This window comes from Brevundimonas sp. (genome assembly GCF_036659295.1).
Taxonomy (GTDB): domain Bacteria; phylum Pseudomonadota; class Alphaproteobacteria; order Caulobacterales; family Caulobacteraceae; genus Brevundimonas.
Genome location: NZ_JAVXCU010000007.1, coordinates 1 through 16,720, shown reverse-complemented (window position 1 = coordinate 16,720; position 16,720 = coordinate 1). Strand labels below are relative to the sequence as shown.

General features: G+C 62.3%; 14 protein-coding genes. 9 read left to right on the top strand and 5 right to left on the bottom strand.

Features of this window, described 5'->3' with window-relative positions; all coding sequences use genetic code 11:
* The first annotated feature begins 13 nt into the window (after nt 1-13).
* Complete coding sequence (locus tag RSB01_RS02740) at nt 14-808, top strand: enoyl-CoA hydratase-related protein (protein ID WP_332590164.1); 795 nt, start codon at nt 14-16, stop codon at nt 806-808.
* Between the two features lie 4 nt (nt 809-812).
* Nucleotides 813-1,535, top strand: coding sequence for an SDR family oxidoreductase (locus RSB01_RS02735; protein WP_332590165.1), 723 nt, complete (start codon nt 813-815; stop codon nt 1,533-1,535).
* Nucleotides 1,536-1,541: 6 nt separating this feature from the next.
* Here the strand turns inward: RSB01_RS02735 and RSB01_RS02730 are convergent, their stop codons facing one another.
* The gene (locus RSB01_RS02730; RefSeq protein ID WP_332590166.1) at nt 1,542-2,585 is read right to left on the bottom strand and encodes a CaiB/BaiF CoA-transferase family protein; all 1,044 of its coding nucleotides are present in this window, start codon (nt 2,583-2,585) and stop codon (nt 1,542-1,544) included.
* A gap of 208 nt (nt 2,586-2,793) precedes the next feature.
* Between RSB01_RS02730 and RSB01_RS02725 the strand changes: the two genes are divergently transcribed.
* The 4 genes from RSB01_RS02725 to RSB01_RS02710 all read left to right on the top strand — a co-directional run bounded on the left by RSB01_RS02725 (nt 2,794) and on the right by RSB01_RS02710 (nt 8,279).
* On the top strand, nt 2,794-3,966 hold the full coding sequence (locus RSB01_RS02725) for an acetyl-CoA C-acetyltransferase (RefSeq protein WP_332590167.1): 1,173 nt from the start codon (nt 2,794-2,796) through the stop codon (nt 3,964-3,966).
* A gap of 28 nt (nt 3,967-3,994) precedes the next feature.
* Nucleotides 3,995-4,774, top strand: coding sequence for an SDR family NAD(P)-dependent oxidoreductase (locus RSB01_RS02720; protein ID WP_332590168.1), 780 nt, complete (start codon nt 3,995-3,997; stop codon nt 4,772-4,774).
* Between the two features lie 175 nt (nt 4,775-4,949).
* Nucleotides 4,950-7,001 (top strand): 3-hydroxyacyl-CoA dehydrogenase NAD-binding domain-containing protein, encoded by a 2,052-nt coding sequence (locus RSB01_RS02715; protein ID WP_332590169.1) that lies wholly within the window; start codon nt 4,950-4,952, stop codon nt 6,999-7,001.
* A gap of 27 nt (nt 7,002-7,028) precedes the next feature.
* Nucleotides 7,029-8,279, top strand: coding sequence for an acetyl-CoA C-acetyltransferase (locus tag RSB01_RS02710; protein ID WP_332590170.1), 1,251 nt, complete (start codon nt 7,029-7,031; stop codon nt 8,277-8,279).
* 257 nt (nt 8,280-8,536) lie between these two features.
* Here the strand turns inward: RSB01_RS02710 and RSB01_RS02705 are convergent, their stop codons facing one another.
* Both RSB01_RS02705 and RSB01_RS02700 read right to left on the bottom strand, forming a co-directional pair.
* Nucleotides 8,537-9,721 (bottom strand): acyl-CoA dehydrogenase, encoded by a 1,185-nt coding sequence (locus tag RSB01_RS02705; protein WP_332590171.1) that lies wholly within the window; start codon nt 9,719-9,721, stop codon nt 8,537-8,539.
* Nucleotides 9,718-10,791 carry a phosphotransferase gene (locus RSB01_RS02700; RefSeq protein ID WP_332590172.1) on the bottom strand — a complete coding sequence of 358 codons (1,074 nt, stop codon included), beginning with the start codon at nt 10,789-10,791 and terminating at the stop codon, nt 9,718-9,720. The genes RSB01_RS02705 and RSB01_RS02700 overlap by 4 nt, the downstream gene beginning before the upstream one ends.
* Nucleotides 10,792-11,014: 223 nt before the next feature.
* On the opposite strand from RSB01_RS02700, the gene RSB01_RS02695 reads away from it, so the two are divergent.
* Nucleotides 11,015-12,622 (top strand): fatty acid--CoA ligase, encoded by a 1,608-nt coding sequence (locus tag RSB01_RS02695; protein ID WP_332590173.1) that lies wholly within the window; start codon nt 11,015-11,017, stop codon nt 12,620-12,622.
* A 296-nt stretch (nt 12,623-12,918) separates the two neighbouring features.
* On the opposite strand, the gene RSB01_RS02690 is transcribed toward RSB01_RS02695, so the two are convergent.
* Complete coding sequence (locus RSB01_RS02690; protein WP_332590174.1) at nt 12,919-13,554, bottom strand: hypothetical protein; 636 nt, start codon at nt 13,552-13,554, stop codon at nt 12,919-12,921.
* A gap of 129 nt (nt 13,555-13,683) precedes the next feature.
* A complete protein-coding gene (locus RSB01_RS02685; RefSeq protein ID WP_332590175.1) occupies nt 13,684-13,944 on the bottom strand; it encodes a hypothetical protein in 261 nt (86 codons plus the stop codon).
* Nucleotides 13,945-14,150: 206 nt separating this feature from the next.
* Between RSB01_RS02685 and dnaG the strand changes: the two genes are divergently transcribed.
* Complete coding sequence (gene dnaG / locus RSB01_RS02680; RefSeq protein ID WP_332590176.1) at nt 14,151-16,034, top strand: DNA primase; 1,884 nt, start codon at nt 14,151-14,153, stop codon at nt 16,032-16,034.
* Nucleotides 16,035-16,109: 75 nt separating this feature from the next.
* Nucleotides 16,110-16,720, top strand: a 611-nt coding sequence (locus RSB01_RS02675; RefSeq protein WP_332625045.1) for an RNA polymerase sigma factor region1.1 domain-containing protein, incomplete at its 3' end; no start/stop codon positions are given.

Sequence of the window (16,720 nt, the reverse complement as noted above, 5' to 3'; positions counted from 1 at the left end):
CGGAGGGTAGCCCGTGGCTTTGAATGATCCGGCTTTGATCGAACTGGAATGGCGCGGCGATGTCGCCATTGTGAGGTTGAATGATCCGCAGACGCTGAATGCGGTATCCATTGCCATGATGGAAGAACTGGGCGCGGTTCTGGATCAGGTCGAGGACAAGGCGCGGGCCATGATCCTGACCGGCGCGGGCAAGGGGTTTTGCTCGGGGGCCAATCTGGCCAGCGGCGGTCTGGAAGGCATTGGCACCGAGGCCTATGACGCCGGCTCGGGGCTGGAAAATCCGATCAATCCGCTGATCCAGCGGCTGATCCATCTGTCGGTGCCGTGGATTTCGGCGGTGAACGGGGCAGCCGCCGGTATCGGGGCCAGTTTTGCCCTGATGGCCGACATGGTTGTGGCGTCGGAGAAAGCCTATTTCATGCAGGCCTTTGCCAAGGTGGGTCTGGTGCCCGATGGCGGCTCGACGCATTTGCTGGTGCGCACGATTGGCCGTGTGCGGGCGATGGAAATGATGCTGCTGGCAGGCAGGCTTCCGGCGGCCAAGGCGCTGGAATGGGGGCTGGTCAACCGCGTTGTGGCCGAGGATGTCCTGATGGACGAGGCGGTCGAACTGGCCAGCCAACTGAGCATCGGCGCGGCCAGCCTTGGCGAAATCCGCAAACTGGCCTGGGCGGCGGTGAACGGTACGTTTGAGAACAGCCTTCAGGCCGAGCGCGAGGCCCAGTATCGCGTCGGCCAGACCAAGGACCATGTCGAAGGCGTGATGGCCTTCCTCGAAAAGCGTCCGGCCAGCTTTAGGGGAGCCTAAGCCCATGAGCGTCAGCTTTGACTATACGGGCAAGGTGGTACTGGTCACCGGCGGCACGCAAGGGATCGGTCTGGGTGTGGCCGAGGGCTTTGCCCGCGCAGGGGCCACAGTCCACATTACCGGCACGCGGGCGGCAGCGGCGGATTATGAGGGCGACCTGTCCGGCTTTGTTTATCACCGCGTGCGGATGGATGACGAGGCCGAGCGGGCGGCGCTGGTGGCGGCTGTGGGGGCGCTGGATGTTCTGGTCAATAATGCCGGTGGCATGCGCGAGGACGAATATACGATCGAGGGGTTCCGCGCCCTGATCGATCTGAACCTGAACGCCGTGGCGGACCTGTGCTTCCGCTTTCATGACGCGCTGGCGGCCTCAAAAGGGGCGATCGTCAACATGGCCTCGGTCAGTGCGTTGGTGACGCTGAAGGATACACCGGCCTATACGGCGTCCAAGTCGGGCCTGATGGGGCTGACGCGGGCCTTGGCGGACCAGTGGGCGAGGGACGGTATTCGCGTCAATGCGGTGTCGCCCGGCTTTATTGCCACCCAGTTGATTGCCGGTGTGGCGCAGGACGAGGAGCGCCGCAAGAAGACCGAGCGGGCCATTCCGGCGCGCCGTCTTGGCACGCCCGAAGACGTGGCGCAGGTGGCGATGTTCCTCGCGGCGCCCGAGGCCAGCTATATTGTCGGGCAAGGGATTGTGACCGATGGAGGGCTGACCCTGCGCTAGGCGTTGTCAGGTTTTGGGCGGGACCGGTGTGGCGCACGGTGTGGCCGAATAGCGCGGGGCGGGGGCCGGTTGGTCCACGCCATCTATGGTGATGAAGGTGTTGCGGTCGCGGTTATGGGGCGCGGCCAAGGCCTCGGTCATGTTCAGGACCGGTGTGACGCAGGCATCGAGACCATCGAAGATGGCGGCCCATTCGTCGCGGGTCTTGGTGCGGATGCGGGCGGCCAGCGCGGCCTTTTGAGCGGGCCAGTTGGCGATGTCCATCTGGATGGCAAACAGCGGGTCGTCCGACAGGCCTGTACCGTGCAGCATCAGGGCATAAAACTGCGGCTCGATGGCTCCGATGGCGATGTGCTTGCCGTCGGCTGTCTCATAGACATCATAGAAGGCCGCGGCGGTGTCGAGAATGTTGCTGCCGCGTTCGTCCTGCCAGAAGCCGCTGGCGCGAAAGCCCCACATCATGGCGGTCAGCAGGGCCGAGCCGTCGGTCATGGCGCAGTCGATGACCTGACCGGACGCGCCGTTTTTAACGGCCAGAAGGGCGCTGACCATGCCAAAGGCCAGCATCATGCCGCCGCCGCCAAAATCGCCGACCAGATTGAGCGGCGGGACGGGCGCCTCGCCCTTGCGGCCGATCATGTGCAGGGCCCCAGAGGCGGCGATATAGTTGATGTCGTGTCCGGCGCGGGCGGCATAGAAGCCGCTCTGGCCCCAGCCGGTCATGCGCCCGTAAACAAGGGCCGGATTGTCGGTCAGCAGCACGTCGGGCCCGAGGCCGAGACGCTCCATCACACCCGGGCGAAAGCCCTCGATCAGGCCGTCTGCGGTTTTGACGAGTTCGCGCAGGGCGGCTTGGCCATCGGGTGATTTCAGATCAAGGAAGCGGATGGTGCGCGAGCGCATCAGCGGATCGCGGCTTTCGATATGGGCCCCCGGACGGTCGATGCGGATCACCTCTGCGCCATGGTCGGCCAGCATCATGGCGGCGAACGGGGCGGGGCCGAGGCCTGCAATCTCGATGATGCGGATACCGGACAGGGGACCGTTCATAAGATGCTCCGTGCAGACTAAGGGGCCCGCAATGGGGCGTGCCGGAACAGGGATAGCAGCGTGATCCGTGGCTGGCGAGGTGTGGCTGTAAGGTAAAAATCAATTGGTCAATTAAATTGAGCTTGCCTTCGTTGTCGTGCAGACCTTAGAAACTCACTAAGCAATTAGTTACTTGTGCCCGCAGGGGCGCGATGCGGGGAGCAGGATGATGGGCGAGGCCTATATCGTATCGGCAGTACGGACGGCGGGCGGTCGTAAGGGCGGGCGTCTGCGCGACTGGCATCCGGCGGATCTGGCAGCATCGGTTCTGGATGAGCTGGTGGTGCGCTCCGGCATTGATCCGGTGCTGATCGAAGACGTCATCATGGGCTGTGTCAGTCAGGGCGGCGAGCAGTCCAACTCGGTCGGTCGCAATGCGGTGCTGGCCTCGAAACTGCCCGAGAGCGTTCCGGCGGTGACTATCGACCGCCAGTGCGGCTCGTCGCAACAGGCGCTGCATTTTGCGGCTCAGGCTGTGATGGCAGGCACTATGGATGTGGTGATGGCCGCAGGCGTCGAGAGCATGACGCGCGTGCCGATGGGATCGCCGACGGTGCTGTCGCTGAAGGCGGGTCTTGGCGGCTCGACCTCGCCAGGGATGGAAGCGCGCTATCCGGGCGTGGTGTGGAGCCAGTTCAATGCCGCGCAGGCCATTGCCGACAAGCATGGCTTTACGCGCGAAGACATGGACCGCTTTGCGCTGGACAGCCATCAGAAGGCAGCCCGCGCCATCGAGGCGGGTGTGTTCAAGCCCGAGATTTTGGCCCTGAACGGCGTGGACAAGGAGGGCAATCCCGTCATCCACGACACCGACGAGGGCGTGCGCGCCACCGCCACCTATGAAGGCATTGCAGGCCTGCAAGCCTTGGTGGAAGGCGGGGCGATCACGGCGGGTAATGCCAGCCAGATGTGCGATGGCGCGGCCGGTCTTTTGGTCGTCAACGAGCGCGGTTTGAAGCAACTGGGCGTGCAGCCGCTGGCGCGTGTGCACCAGATGACGGTTTACGGCGAAGACCCTGTCATCATGCTGGAAGCGCCGCTGAACGCCACCAAGCTGGCGTTGAAGCGGGCGGGCCTGAGCATCAACGACATCGACCTTTACGAGGTCAACGAGGCCTTTGCTTCGATCCCGATGGCGTGGCTGAAGGCGTTGGATGCGGACCCTGCCAAGCTGAATATCCACGGCGGGGCGATTGCGCTGGGCCACCCGCTGGGCGGCACGGGGGCCAAGCTGATGACCACCCTGATCCATGCCCTGCGTTCGCAAGGCAAGAAATACGGGCTGCAGACCATGTGCGAAGGCGGCGGTCTGGCCAATGTCACCATCATCGAGGCGCTGTAAGGCGCACGACTAGAAGCGAGGAAATACTATGAAGTTTCAAGGACAAGCTGCGATCGTCACCGGCGCTGCCAGTGGTCTGGGTGCCGCAACCGCCCGTGCGCTGGCCGCACAGGGTGTGAAGGTCGCCATCTTCGATCTGAACGAAGAGGCCGGTGAGGCGATGGCGGCGGAAATCGGCGGCATTTACTGCAAGGTCAACGTCACCGACGATGCCTCCGTCGAGGCCGGTTTTGAAAAGGCGCGCGGTGCCCACGGCCAAGAGCGCATCTTCATCAACTGCGCCGGTATCGGCAATGCCTTCAAGACGGCATGGCGCGACCGCGAGACGGGCGAGCACAAGCATTTCCCGCTCGACGATTTTAACCGCATCATCCAGGTCAATCTGGTCGGCACCTATCGCTGCGTGGCCAAGGCCGCCCAAGGCATGCTGTCGCTGGACGTGATGGAAGACGGCGAGCGCGGCGTGATCATCAACACCGCATCGGTCGCCGCCGAAGACGGCCAGATGGGCCAAGCCGCCTATACGGCGTCGAAGGCTGCGATTGTGGGTCTGACCCTGCCGATCGCGCGTGACCTGATGAGCGAGGCCATCCGCGTCAACACCATCCTGCCGGGCATCTTCAGCACCCCGCTGATGAATGCGGCACCCGAGCATGTGAAGGCCGCACTGGCTGCCAGCGTTCCGCATCCGAAGCGTCTGGGTAATCCGGAAGAATATGCTTCGCTGGCGCTGGAAATGGTGCGCAACCCGTACTTCAACGGCGAAGATGTCCGCATTGACGGCGGCATCCGTATGGCCCCGCGCTAAGCGCTGTACGACAGGGATGGAGGGGCGCGGCTAGGCTGCCTCTCCATCTCTCTTCTACGGCTTCTGTTTCTTGAGCGCGCCGGACTGGCGCAGCGTCGAAACAGGCAGTAAGTATTGTTATGAAAGTGACCTATGGGGTCACATCCGCCAAGATAATCGAGAAGAGTGAGGGGCCATGAGCGCAATCGGTTCAACCGAAGTCATCGGGCAGGTCGGGATTCTGACCATCGACAGCCCGCCGGTAAATGCACTGGGTCATGCCGTGCGTGTGGCCCTGCACGAAGGTCTGGCAGTCTTGCTGGCCGATGAGCGGGTAAAGGGGATTGTGCTGACCTGTGCCGGTCGCACCTTCTTTGCCGGTGCCGACATCACCGAACTGGGCCAGCCGTTCAAAGAGCCGAACCTCGATGTGGTGTTCGAGCAGTTGGAGAACCGCGAAAAGCCGGTGGTGGCGGCGATCTTTGGCACCGCTCTGGGGGGCGGTTTCGAGGTGGCGCTGGCCTGTCATCGCCGCATCGCTGTGCCGTCGGCCAAGGTGGGTCTGCCGGAAGTTCTGCTGGGTGTGTTGCCGGGGGCCGGTGGCACCCAGCGTCTGCCGCGTCTGGTGGGCGTAGAGGCGGCGCTGGACATCATCACCACGGGCAAACCGGTGGGCGCGAAAAAGGCGCATGCTCTGGGTCTGGTCGACAAGCTGGCCGAGGAAGGCCGTTTGCGCGAAGACGCGATTGCCTATTGTGAAGAACTGATTGCCGAAAACGCCGTCGCCCCGCTGTGGCGTGTTCGCGACCTGCAGGACAAGGTCGAGCCGTCGCGCGGCAAGCCGGAAATCTATGCGGACTTCCTCAAGAAGAATGCGCGTGCCTTCCGTGGTTTCAAGGCCCCGTTCAATATCGTCAAAACCATCGAAGCGGCGGCTGAACTGCCGTTTGAAGAGGGTATGAAGCGCGAGTGGGCGCTGTTTGAAGAGCTGGTGTCTTCGACCGAGAGCGCGGCCCAGCGTTACTTCTTCTTTGCCGAGCGTTCGACGGCCAAGGTGCCGGGCATTGGCAAGGATGTGGCTACCCTGCCGATCAAGTCGGTGGGGGTTCTGGGGGCGGGCACCATGGGTGGCGGCATCACCATGAACTTCCTCAATGCCGGTATTCCGGTGACGCTGGTGGAAACCAATCAGGCGGCTCTGGATCGCGGCATCGGTGTGATCCGCAAGAACTACGAGAACACTGCTGCCAAGGGCCGCATGACACCTGAGCAGGTCGAGCAGCGCATGGCGCTGATCACCCCGTCGCTGTCGAAGACCGACCTTGCGGATGCGGATCTGATTATCGAGGCTGTGTTCGAGGAACTGGGCCTGAAGAAGGAAATCTTTGGCGAACTGGACAAGATCGCCAAGAAGGGCGCGATCTTGGCGTCCAATACCAGCTTCCTTGATCTGGATGCGATTGCAGCAGCGACCTCGCGTCCCGAGGATGTAGTGGGTCTGCACTTCTTCTCGCCGGCCAATGTGATGCGCCTGCTGGAAGTGGTGCGCGGGGCCAAGACCCGCCCCGAGGTTGTGGCCACGGCCATGAACTTGGGCAAGATCATCGGCAAGGTGCCGGTGCTGTCGGGCGTGTGCGACGGCTTTATCGCCAACCGTGTGATGGCCCAGCGTGGCTTTGCCGCCGACCAACTGGTGCTGGAAGGCCCGACACCGGAACAGATCGACAAGGCCATTTATGACTATGGTTTTGCGATGGGCCCGTTTGCCATGATCGATCTGGTCGGTCTGGATGTGATCGGTCGCGGCTCGAACGAGCGCACCCTGTATGGCGATCTGGTGGCGCTGGACCGTCTGGGCCAGAAAAAGAATGGCGGCTTCTATGACTATGACGAGAAGCGAAAAGCGACGCCCAGCCCCGTAGCCGCCAAGGTCATTGCCGATCTGGCTGCGTTCAAAGGTGTGACCTTGAGCGGCGACAAGTCGGACGAGCAGATCGTAGCGGCGCTGCTTTATCCGGTGGTCAACGAGGCGGCCAAGGTGCTGGAAGAGGGCATTGCGCTTCGTGCCAGCGACATCGATGTGGCCTGTGTGCTGGGCTATAACTGGCCCGTTTACACCGGTGGCCCGATGTTCTGGGCCGACACGGTGGGCCTGTCCAAGATCGTCGACGGTCTGAAGGCCATGGGCATCGCGCCCGCCAAGCTTCTCCTTGAGAAGGCCGCCAGCGGCGCAAGCTTTACCCGATAAGTTTCAAAGATTTAAGGGAGTATCATCATGGGCGAGGCCCTTATCATTGACGCCGTTCGCACACCGCGCGGCGTAGGCAAGCCGGGCAAGGGCGCACTGTCGCACCTGCACCCGACCCACCTTGGCGCAACCGTGCTGAAGGCGATTGCCGAGCGCAACAAGCTGGACACCAAGACGGTGGATGATGTGATCATCTCGACCTCGGTCCAGCGCGGCAAGCAGGGCGGCGATCTGGGCCGTATGGCGGCGCTGTCGGCCGGTTTTGACATCACCACTTCGGGTGTGACGCTGGACCGTTTCTGCGGCGGTGGCATTACGGCGGTGACGCTGGCGACGGCGGCTGTGGCTTCGGGTCACGAGGATTGCGTGATCGCAGGCGGCGTCGAGATGATGTCGTACCATGCCCAACTGGCCGCAGAAGACGTTGCCAATGGCACGGCACCGGCCCTGATGGGCGCGGGCTATGAGGGTCTGGACCAACTGCACCCGCAATCGCACCAAGGTGTTTGCGGTGACGCGATCGCGGCCATCGAGGGCATTTCGCGTGAGGAGCTGGATGCTCTGGCTCTGGTCAGCCAGCAGCGTGCGGACCGCGCCATCAAGGAAGGCCGTTTCGACAAGTCGCTGGTGCCGGTTCTGAACCCTGACGGTTCAGTGGCGCTGGACCGCGAGGAGTTCCCGCGCCCGTCGACGACGGCTGAGGGTCTGGCGGCCCTGAAGGGCAGCTTTGCCGGTTTGGCCGAATGGGACCAAGGCAATGGCGTGACCTTTGCCAGCCAGATCAAGCGCCGCTATCCGGACGTGAAGATCGAGGCCGTTCACCATGCGGGTAACTCGTCGGGTGTGGTCGATGGTGCGGCTGCGGTGCTGATCGCTTCGCCGGAATATGCCGCCAAGCACGGCCTGAAGGCGCGTGGTCGCGTGGTCGCCTATGCCAATATCGGTGACGATCCCACCCTGATGCTGAATGCGCCGGTTCCGGCGGCCCACAAGGTACTGGCCAAGGCGGGTCTGACGGTGGCCGACATCGATGTGTGGGAAATCAACGAGGCCTTCTCGGTGGTGGCCGAGAAGTTCATCCGCGACCTCGGTCTGGACCGCGAAAAGGTCAATATCAACGGTGGCTCGATGGCTCTGGGCCATCCGATCGGTGCGACCGGTTCGATGCTGATCGGCACCGCTCTGGACGAACTGGAACGCTCCGGCGGTCGCTATGGCCTGATTACCATGTGCGCCGCTGGCGGCATGGCCCCTGCCATCATTATCGAGCGCGTCTGAGGGGTTAGACTGGCTCGATAATGAAAGGCCCGCTGCGAGAGATCGCAGCGGGCCTTTTTTAATGGCTGGGACTATAATCCGGCTTCGTCATCCTCGCCCTTGTGGCGAGGATCCAGACACGCTGCCGAAGTCGTTTTACGCGGATCCGTCTAATCAATCCCTGTCGAGCGTATGGATCCTCGCCACAAGGGCGAGGATGACGCGAAAATGGCCAATTTTGTTTGCCAACACTTAGCAAGGATGCAGCTTTTTCAATTCTAGGCGGGGTTCAGGACCTCGCGTTTGATCTTCTTGGCGAGGCTCCATTTGTGGACCTCAGTGGGGCCGTCATAGATGCGGAAGGCGCGCACTTCGCGGAAGATCTGTTCGACGGGGGTGTCGCCCGAGACGCCGGTGCCGCCCAAGACCTGAACGCAGCGGTCGGCGATGCGGAACAGGGCCTCTGATACGGCGACCTTGGCCATGGAGCTTTCGGTGGTGCCAAGCGCGCCGGTGTCGAGGATGCTGGCGCACCAGTCGATCATCAACTCGGCCTGTTTCAGCTCGATCAGGTTGTCTGCCAGCATGAAGCCGACACCTTCGTGGTCGATAAGGGGCTTGCCGAAGGCGTGGCGTTTGACGGCGTAGGCGCAGGCGATTTCGTGGGCGCGGCGACAGGCCCCCAGCCAGCGCATGCAGTGGGTCAGGCGGGCCGGTGACAGGCGCACCTGTGCGTATTTAAAGCCCTGATGCGGTTCGCCCAGAATGGCGTCGGCAGAGACGCGCAGATTGTCGATCTTGAGGATCGAATGGCCGCCCGGCATGGAGCTGTCGATCGTTTCCAAAACACGCTCGACCGTGATGGCGGGGTGGGGCAGGTCGATCAGGAACATGGTGGCGGCGACCTTGCCGTCTCCGGCATCGGTCTTGGCCATGATGATGCCGACCGAGGCGCCGACCGCGCCAGTGATGAAGGCTTTGCGGCCGTTGATGATCCAGTGGTTGCCGTCTTGGGTGGCGGTGGTCTGGATCATTGAGGGGTCAGCACCCGCGCCGCCGTCTTCGGCCGGTTCGGTCATGAAGAAGGCCGAGCGGGCGGTGCCGGCGATCATCGGCTTGAGGAAGTGCTCCTTCTGGGCGTCGTTGGCGACCTGACCCAGCATGTAGATATTGCCCTCGTCGGGGGCCATGACGTTGAGCGCCACCGGACCCAGCGGGGACAGGCCCGCGGCCTGAAGGATCAGCGAAGTCGCGCGATGCGAGACGTGTCCTGTGCCGCCCGGAATATGCGGGGTCAGCAGCCCTGCGGCACGGGCCTTGTTGCGCATTTCGGCGACCAGTTCATCGGTCGGGCCGTGGCTTTCGGCGCGCGGGTCTTTTTCATAGGGGATGACGGTTTCGCGCACGAAGGCTTCGACGCGGGCGGCGATGTCGCGGCCTTGTTCGAGGTCGTTGTTGCTCATGCTGCTACTCCAGTGTCTTGACCAGTTTGGGCCCACGCGAGGGCGGCGAGTTCGGGGAAGTTGTCGGCCATGGTCTTGGCATGTTCCGAGGCGGCGCTGCCCCGCAACAGGCGACCCTTGATGCCGTGGAAGATGGCGGCAAAGCGGAACATGTTGAAGGCGAAGTAGAAGCGCAGGTCTTCGTCCGATGGCACCGTGCGGCCCGTGCGCTGGCAATAGGCTTTGAGATAATCGGCCTCGGACGGGATGCCGAGTGCCGCAAGGTCTGCGCCGGCAAAGCCGCCGATCATGTGTGGTGGCAGGCGGTACATCATCATGTGATAGGTGAAATCGCCCATTGGGTGGCCCAGCGTGGATAGCTCCCAGTCCAGCACGGCGCGCACGGTGGGGCCGTCGGGGGCAAAGATCAGATTGTCGGCACGATAGTCGCCGTGGATGATCGAGGAGGAGCCGTCATCGGCGGGCATGTTCTGGGGCAGCCATGCGATCAGGCGGTCCATGTTCGGATCGCGCCCCGCCAGATCATCGGCCAGATATTGCTTGGACCAGCGCTCGATCTGGCGGGCGAAGAAATTGCCCGGACGGCCATAGTCTTCCAGCCTGATATCGGCGGGGTTGATGGCGTGCAGGGCGGCAATGGTGGCATTCAGCGCATCGAAATGAGCGGTGCGCTGATGCGGGGTCAGGTCCGGCAGGGTCGGGTTCCAGAAGATGCGGCCCTCGACCTGCTCCATCACATAAAAGGTTGAGCCGATCACCGTATCGTCCTCGCACAGGGCCACAGCGCCGGCGACGGGGAAGCCAGCCTTGGCCAGACCCGAGATGACGCGAAACTCGCGCTCGACGGCGTGGGCCCCTTTCACGATCGCGCCGGAGGGTTTGCGGCGCAGGACATAGGCCTTGTCACCGGCCTCGATACGGTAGGTCGGGTTGGACTGGCCGCCCTTGAACTGGGACAGGCGGATCGGGGTTTGCAGATCGGGCAGGTGGCCTTTGAGCCAGTCGGTCAGGCGATCAATGGGTAACTCGAAACCGGCGCGAACCTGGGTGGTGCCTTCGAACTGATCCACGCTCATCCTCTTTACTTTCATAACAAGACTTAGTTAGGTCGGTAAACGCTGCGCGCCTTTATGGCAATGGGCGAGCGGTGCCAACAGGTCGTGGCCAAGGCTGGGTCAGCAGAGCTTGGTCAGCAGGTGCCGATTTTGGGATAACATTATTAGTTATCCGATTACCTAAGGCTTGCTGACAGGTTTGCTGCCCGTAATGATGATGACAGATGGAGGGGAAATCATGGGTCAGTCACAAGCGAGAACCTATTTGTCCGGTGTCGATTACGACGCCATGCCGACGCTGGGGGATATTCCCCGCCACTATGCGCGGACGCGGCCTGACCAGATTGCCAGTGTCTATGAGGGGCGCGAGACGAACTGGGCGGAACTGGACAGGCGCTCCAACCGTGTGGCCAATGTCCTGCGCGCGGCAGGGGTCCAAAAGGGCGAGCGGGTGGCCTTTGCGGGCAAGGGCAGTGACGAGTTTTTCGAGCTGTATTTCGGGGTGGCCAAGATGGGCGCGGTCATAGTGCCGACGATCTGGCGACTGGCCCCGCCCGAGATTGCCCATATCGCGACGGACAGCGAGGTGAGGGTGCTGTTTGTCGCGCCGGACCAGTTCGAGCGGCTTGAGACGTACAAGGCGCTGCTGCCGCAGGTGCGGGTGGTGACGCTGGAAGACGGGGCGGCGGGTTATGAGCGGTTTGCAGACTGGCGTGACGGGGGCGACGATAGCGATCCTGCCGTAGAAATAGACCCGTCAGAAGTGTGCATACAGCTGTATACGTCGGGGACGACGGGCCTGCCCAAAGGTGTGATGCTGAGCCATTACAACGTCTTGGGCAGTCGCGAGATACCCGATGATGCGGATATGGACTGGGCGCGCTGGGAGGCGGACGACATCAATCTGGTGGCCATGCCGCTGGGCCATGTCGGCGGTGTCGGCGCGGCGACCATGGGCTATTTCAACGGCGTGCGGAATATCATCCAGCCGGAGTTTATACCCGACAAGGTTCTGGACGCGCTGGCGGCGGGCGTGAACCGTCTGTTCCTGGTGCCGACGGCGCTGCATATGCTGTTGCTGCAACCGCGTGTGCGCGAACTGGATTACAGCCGTCTGCGCTATATTCTGTACGGGGCCTCGCCGATTGCGCTGGAACTGCTGAAAGAGGCGACCGAGGTGTTTGGCTGCGGCTTCTGCCAGCAATACGGGGCCACCGAAACAACCGGCACCATCGCCTATCTGCCGCCGCAGGATCACGAACAACAGGGCAACCGGCGTATGCGCGGGGCGGGCAAGCCGATGGCCGGTGTGGAAATCCGCATCGTCGATGCTGCGCGCCATATCCTGCCCGCGGGCGAGGTGGGCGAGATACAGGTGCGCTCGGGCAGTATCATGGTCGGGTACTGGAAGCGCGAGGATGCGACAGGCGATGCGGTCAGCGCCGAGGGCTGGTTCTCGACCGGAGACGCCGGATATCTGGACGAGGACGGCTATCTGTATATCGCCGACCGCTTTACCGACATGATCTGTTCGGGGGCGGAAAACATCTATCCGAACGAGGTCGAGAACGCGATTTTCGGCCATCCGGCGGTGCTGGAGGTGGCGGTGATCGGTGTGCCGGATGAAAAATGGGGCGAGACGGTCAAGGCCGTTGTGGTGCTGAAAGCTGGTGCCGAGGCCAGCGAGGACGACATCATCGCCCATGCCCGCGAACGGATCGGCGGGTTCAAACTGCCCAAGTCGGTGGACTTCATTTCGGCCTTGCCAAGGAATGCCACCGGCAAGGTTCTGCGCCGCACCCTGCGCGAGCCGTATTGGGGCGGACGCGAGCGCAAGGTGAACTGAAGCCGGTCATGTCTGGCCAAAGAAAAAGCTGTATCGCCGTCATCCTCCGACAAGCCGCATAGCGGCGTAGATCGGGGGATCCAGCGGCACCGAAGAGGATCTCATAATCCAGACGCGTCGCGGTGGTTTCGCGCTATCGCGCGCCGCTGGGTCCCCCGGTCAAGCCGGGGGATGACGAAGTGGAATCTGCGCTATCACTGAGCCTGAATACAGCCAAAGAAAAACCGCTCTGTTTGTGACGGAGCGGTTTTTTATTGGCGTATCTTACAGATGAGCGGCCTGTAGCGGCGTGGTCATCATGCCGGAGCCAGACCCTTGGTCAGGGTTTGATAGATGTGGTCCACATAGCGGCGTTTGAGGTCCTGCGTGATTTCCTGAACGCCAAAGACGTGGTCGAGCGTGGCGCGGCCAAAGAACAGGTAGTCGCAGGCGCCGACCAGATGGAAATAGAACATCAGGGGATCGGTCTCGAGGAAGAGGCCCTGTGCCTGACCTTCCTTGAGGATGGCGCTCTGGGTATCGACCAGCGGGCGGGCGAATTCCTCGGCAATGATGCGACCATATTCCTGACCGGCCTCGGTCATCAGATAGTGCATCAGCCGGTTCACATACGGGTATTTGAAATAGGTGTTCACCACACCGTTGATGTGGATGCGCAGCTTTTCATTCGGCGTCATCGGAGCATCGACCAGCGGTGCCAGCTCGGCCATGCGCGGGCCAAGGACCTTGCGCAAAAGCTCGACCAGCAGGCCGTTCTTGGAGCCGAAATAGTATTTCACCAGTGCCGAGTTCAGGTTCGAACGCTCGGCAATCTCGGCCAGCGAGATGTCGATCGTGCGCTGCTCGGTCATCAGTATGCCGGTGGCGTCCAGAAGCTGGTCGCGCGCCGAGGGCGTGTCGGCGTCCATATTCTTGCGCGAGGGACGGGCCAAGCCTTGCTCCTGTTACCGCTTTACGGCGTCGGGTCCGAAGGGTTCGGTCCCGATACGGCGAATCGTAAAGCGGTATTTCTAACGCAAAAAAACGCCAGAAACTAATCGCGCGACTAAGAGTGTGCGCGCTTAGGGCAGGGGCAGGGCCTGCGGGCGCATCTGGTGGGCCTTGGAGACGGCGGCAAAGGCGGCACTGATCCAGTAGCTGGCATCATCCATCCGGTGCTCGTTCAGGCGCTGCTGGCCGCGTTGGCGACGCAGGGCGGCATTGGCGAGCAGGCGCGCATGCAGGGCGCGCGGGGTCGGATTGGCGATGGAGGGGGAACCGGGGACGGCAACGGCGTCGGGACCGACCGGAACCACCGCTTCGGGGGCGATGGTAAAAGGCATCAAATCACTCGCTTACATTCATCCACAAGGGTTGTGGATAAGTCTGTGTAAGGAGTAATCTCGTTCAGATTCAGGCATTTGCCATCGCAATCCCGCCGCAGAGCTTAATGAAAGCTTAACAGGATAGGTGCGGGCGTAAGGTGCAATTGAGGTCGCTAAATTGCGCAGGTTTGCTTAAGGTCGTGGACTGTTTCCAGAGGTAAAACGTGCGGTTTGACGAACGCTTCATTGAAGAGCTGAAAGCGAGGCTCCGCCCGTCCGATGTTATCGGGCGTTCGGTGAAGCTGAAACGTCAGGGGCGCGAGTTTGTGGGGCTTAGCCCGTTCGCCAAGGAAAAGTCGCCCAGCTTCTTCGTCAATGACGACAAGGGCTTCTTCCACGACTTCTCGTCCGGCAAGCATGGCGACATCATCAGCTTTTTGCAGGAGACAGAGCGTCTGAGCTTTGTCGAGGCGGTGTCGCGTCTGGCCGCAGAGGCCGGCATGCAGATGCCTGCCGAAGACCCGCAGGCGGCCGAGCGCGAACAAAGACGCGCGGGCCTGTCCGACTGGATGGATCTGGCGCAAAAATGGTTTGCCGCAAACCTGCGCCGCCAGACCGGCGGCGCGACCCGCGAATATCTGGAAAAGCGCGGTCTGCCCGAAGACCAGTGGGAGCGGTTTGGTCTGGGCTATGCACCCAATGACCGCGAGGGGCTTAAGAATGCGCTGATCCAGCGCGGGGCTAAGCCGGGTGAACTGGTGGAAGCCGGTCTGCTGATTTCGCCCGAGGGCGGTGGGCAGCCCTATGACCGTTTCCGTGATCGGCTGATGTTCCCCATCCACGATGCGCGCGGGCGGATCGTGTCGTTTGGTGGTCGGGCGATGAACCCCGATGACCGCGCCAAATATCTGAATGGTCCCGAAAGCCCACTGTTTCACAAGGGGGCCACGCTTTATGGCCTGCCCGAAGCACGGCGCATTCTGGGGGCCGAGAAGCGCGGCGAGCAGGGGATCATTGTCGTCGAGGGCTATATGGATGTGATCGCCTGTCATCGGGCGGGACTTCCGGCGGTGGCCCCGATGGGCACGGCTCTGACCGAAGAACAGATGGAGCGTCTGTGGCGGGTCTCGGCCGAGCCGGTACTGAGCTTTGATGGCGATGCGGCAGGCTTGCGGGCGGCGTATCGTGCCATCGAACGGGCCTTGCCCTTGCTGAAGCCGGGGCGTTCGTTCCGCTTTGCCCTGCTGGATGGCGGGCAGGACCCTGATGATATCTTGCGCGACAAGGGCGCGCCGGCCCTGCGTCAGGCCATGGTCCAGACGCGCACCTTCTCGGAAGTCTTGTTCCAGCGCGAGGTCGAGGCCGAGCCGCTGGATACGCCCGAGCGCAAGGCGGGCCTGAAGGGCCGGTTGCGGGCGGCGGCAGGGGCGGTTCAGGACCGCGATCTGGCCGAGCAATATCGTCGCGACCTGTTTGACCGTTTCGATGCCCTTTTCCCGCGACAGCAGAATGCACCGCAAGGCGCGGCGGGTGGCTATGGCGATCGTGCCGGTGGTCGCTGGAAGGGCAAGGCGGTCCTGCAAGGCCAGACCGCAGAGGGCCAGCGGGCCATGCATGCCCTGTCGCGCTCGATCGAGCCGGTGGCCGCGGCGCTGGTCCACGGGGTGATCGATGATCCCGAGCGGCTGGACGATCATATGGAGGCGATTGCCCGTTATGGTTTTGGCGATCCGGCCCTGTCAGATCTGGCCAAGACGCTTGTACGGCTACGTTTCTCGGGGCGCAGTCTTGACTCTGCGGCGCTGCGCCGCCATCTGGCAGGTTCGGGTTACGATGACTTGATGCATGAGGTCGAGAAGGCGGCGGCAAAGTCCGGCGCGCCATTCCTGGCTGCAGACAAGCCCCTCGGCGAGACACGTAACCTTTGGTCGCAGGCGTTTGATGTCCTGACCCGCGCAGCGGCGTTGGACGAAGCGTTAGCGTCAGCAAAGTCGGAGGCCCACAAAGCTTTCGATGCCTCGGCTTTCGCATTGGTGAAGGCCGAGCGCGATGCGCTGCGACGAGCCATTAAAACTGGAACGATTTGGAGCGATGACGCTTCTTCTTAACGAAGAAGTTTCAGCCGTTGTATTTTTACCGCAGGGGACTGATCACTCCCTGTCAGGTGCTGGAGAGAGACGTAAATGAGCGCGCAGACCGAGACGCAGGAAAACGAGGCCCAATCCGATGGCCCGCTGCTTGATCTGACCGATGCCGGTGTCAAGAAGTTCATCAAGCAGGCCAAGGCGCGTGGCTATGTCACGATGGAGGAACTGAACAAGGTTCTTCCCAGCGAGGAAGTCAGTGGCGACGCCATTGAAGACACTCTGGCCATGCTGTCCGAGATGGGCGTCAATGTCGTCGAGGCCGAAGAAGATGCGGCCGACGCACAGGGCACCGAAGTGGCCAATGCGGCCGAAACGGCTGTCGCCGAGGCTCCGGCCAAGTCGCAATATGACCGTACCGATGACCCGGTGCGTATGTATCTGCGCGAAATGGGTTCGGTCGAACTGCTGAGCCGAGAGGGCGAAATCGCCATCGCCAAGCGGATCGAAGCGGGCCGCGATGCCATGATCTCGGGTCTGTGCGAAAGCGCCCTGACCTTTGAAGCCATCATGGTGTGGCGCGAAGAATTGGCCAATAACCGCATCCTGCTGCGCGATGTGATCGATCTGGACGCCACCTATGGTGTGCTGAACCCGTCGTCGCTGCCGCACAACCAGCCGGACCCGTCCGAAGCGCCGGAAGAAAAGCC

Bases quoted from the DNA above. Each gene is read 5' to 3' on its own strand.
- RSB01_RS02735 (WP_332590165.1), top strand. From the start codon at position 813: ATGAGCGTCAGCTTTGACTATACGGGCAAGGTGGTACTGGTCACCGGC.
- RSB01_RS02730 (WP_332590166.1), bottom strand. From the start codon at position 2,585: ATGAACGGTCCCCTGTCCGGTATCCGCATCATCGAGATTGCAGGCCTC.
- RSB01_RS02725 (WP_332590167.1), top strand. From the start codon at position 2,794: ATGGGCGAGGCCTATATCGTATCGGCAGTACGGACGGCGGGCGGTCGT.
- RSB01_RS02720 (WP_332590168.1), top strand. From the start codon at position 3,995: ATGAAGTTTCAAGGACAAGCTGCGATCGTCACCGGCGCTGCCAGTGGT.
- RSB01_RS02715 (WP_332590169.1), top strand. From the start codon at position 4,950: ATGAGCGCAATCGGTTCAACCGAAGTCATCGGGCAGGTCGGGATTCTG.
- RSB01_RS02710 (WP_332590170.1), top strand. From the start codon at position 7,029: ATGGGCGAGGCCCTTATCATTGACGCCGTTCGCACACCGCGCGGCGTA.
- RSB01_RS02705 (WP_332590171.1), bottom strand. From the start codon at position 9,721: ATGAGCAACAACGACCTCGAACAAGGCCGCGACATCGCCGCCCGCGTC.
- RSB01_RS02695 (WP_332590173.1), top strand. From the start codon at position 11,015: ATGGGTCAGTCACAAGCGAGAACCTATTTGTCCGGTGTCGATTACGAC.
- RSB01_RS02685 (WP_332590175.1), bottom strand. From the start codon at position 13,944: ATGCCTTTTACCATCGCCCCCGAAGCGGTGGTTCCGGTCGGTCCCGAC.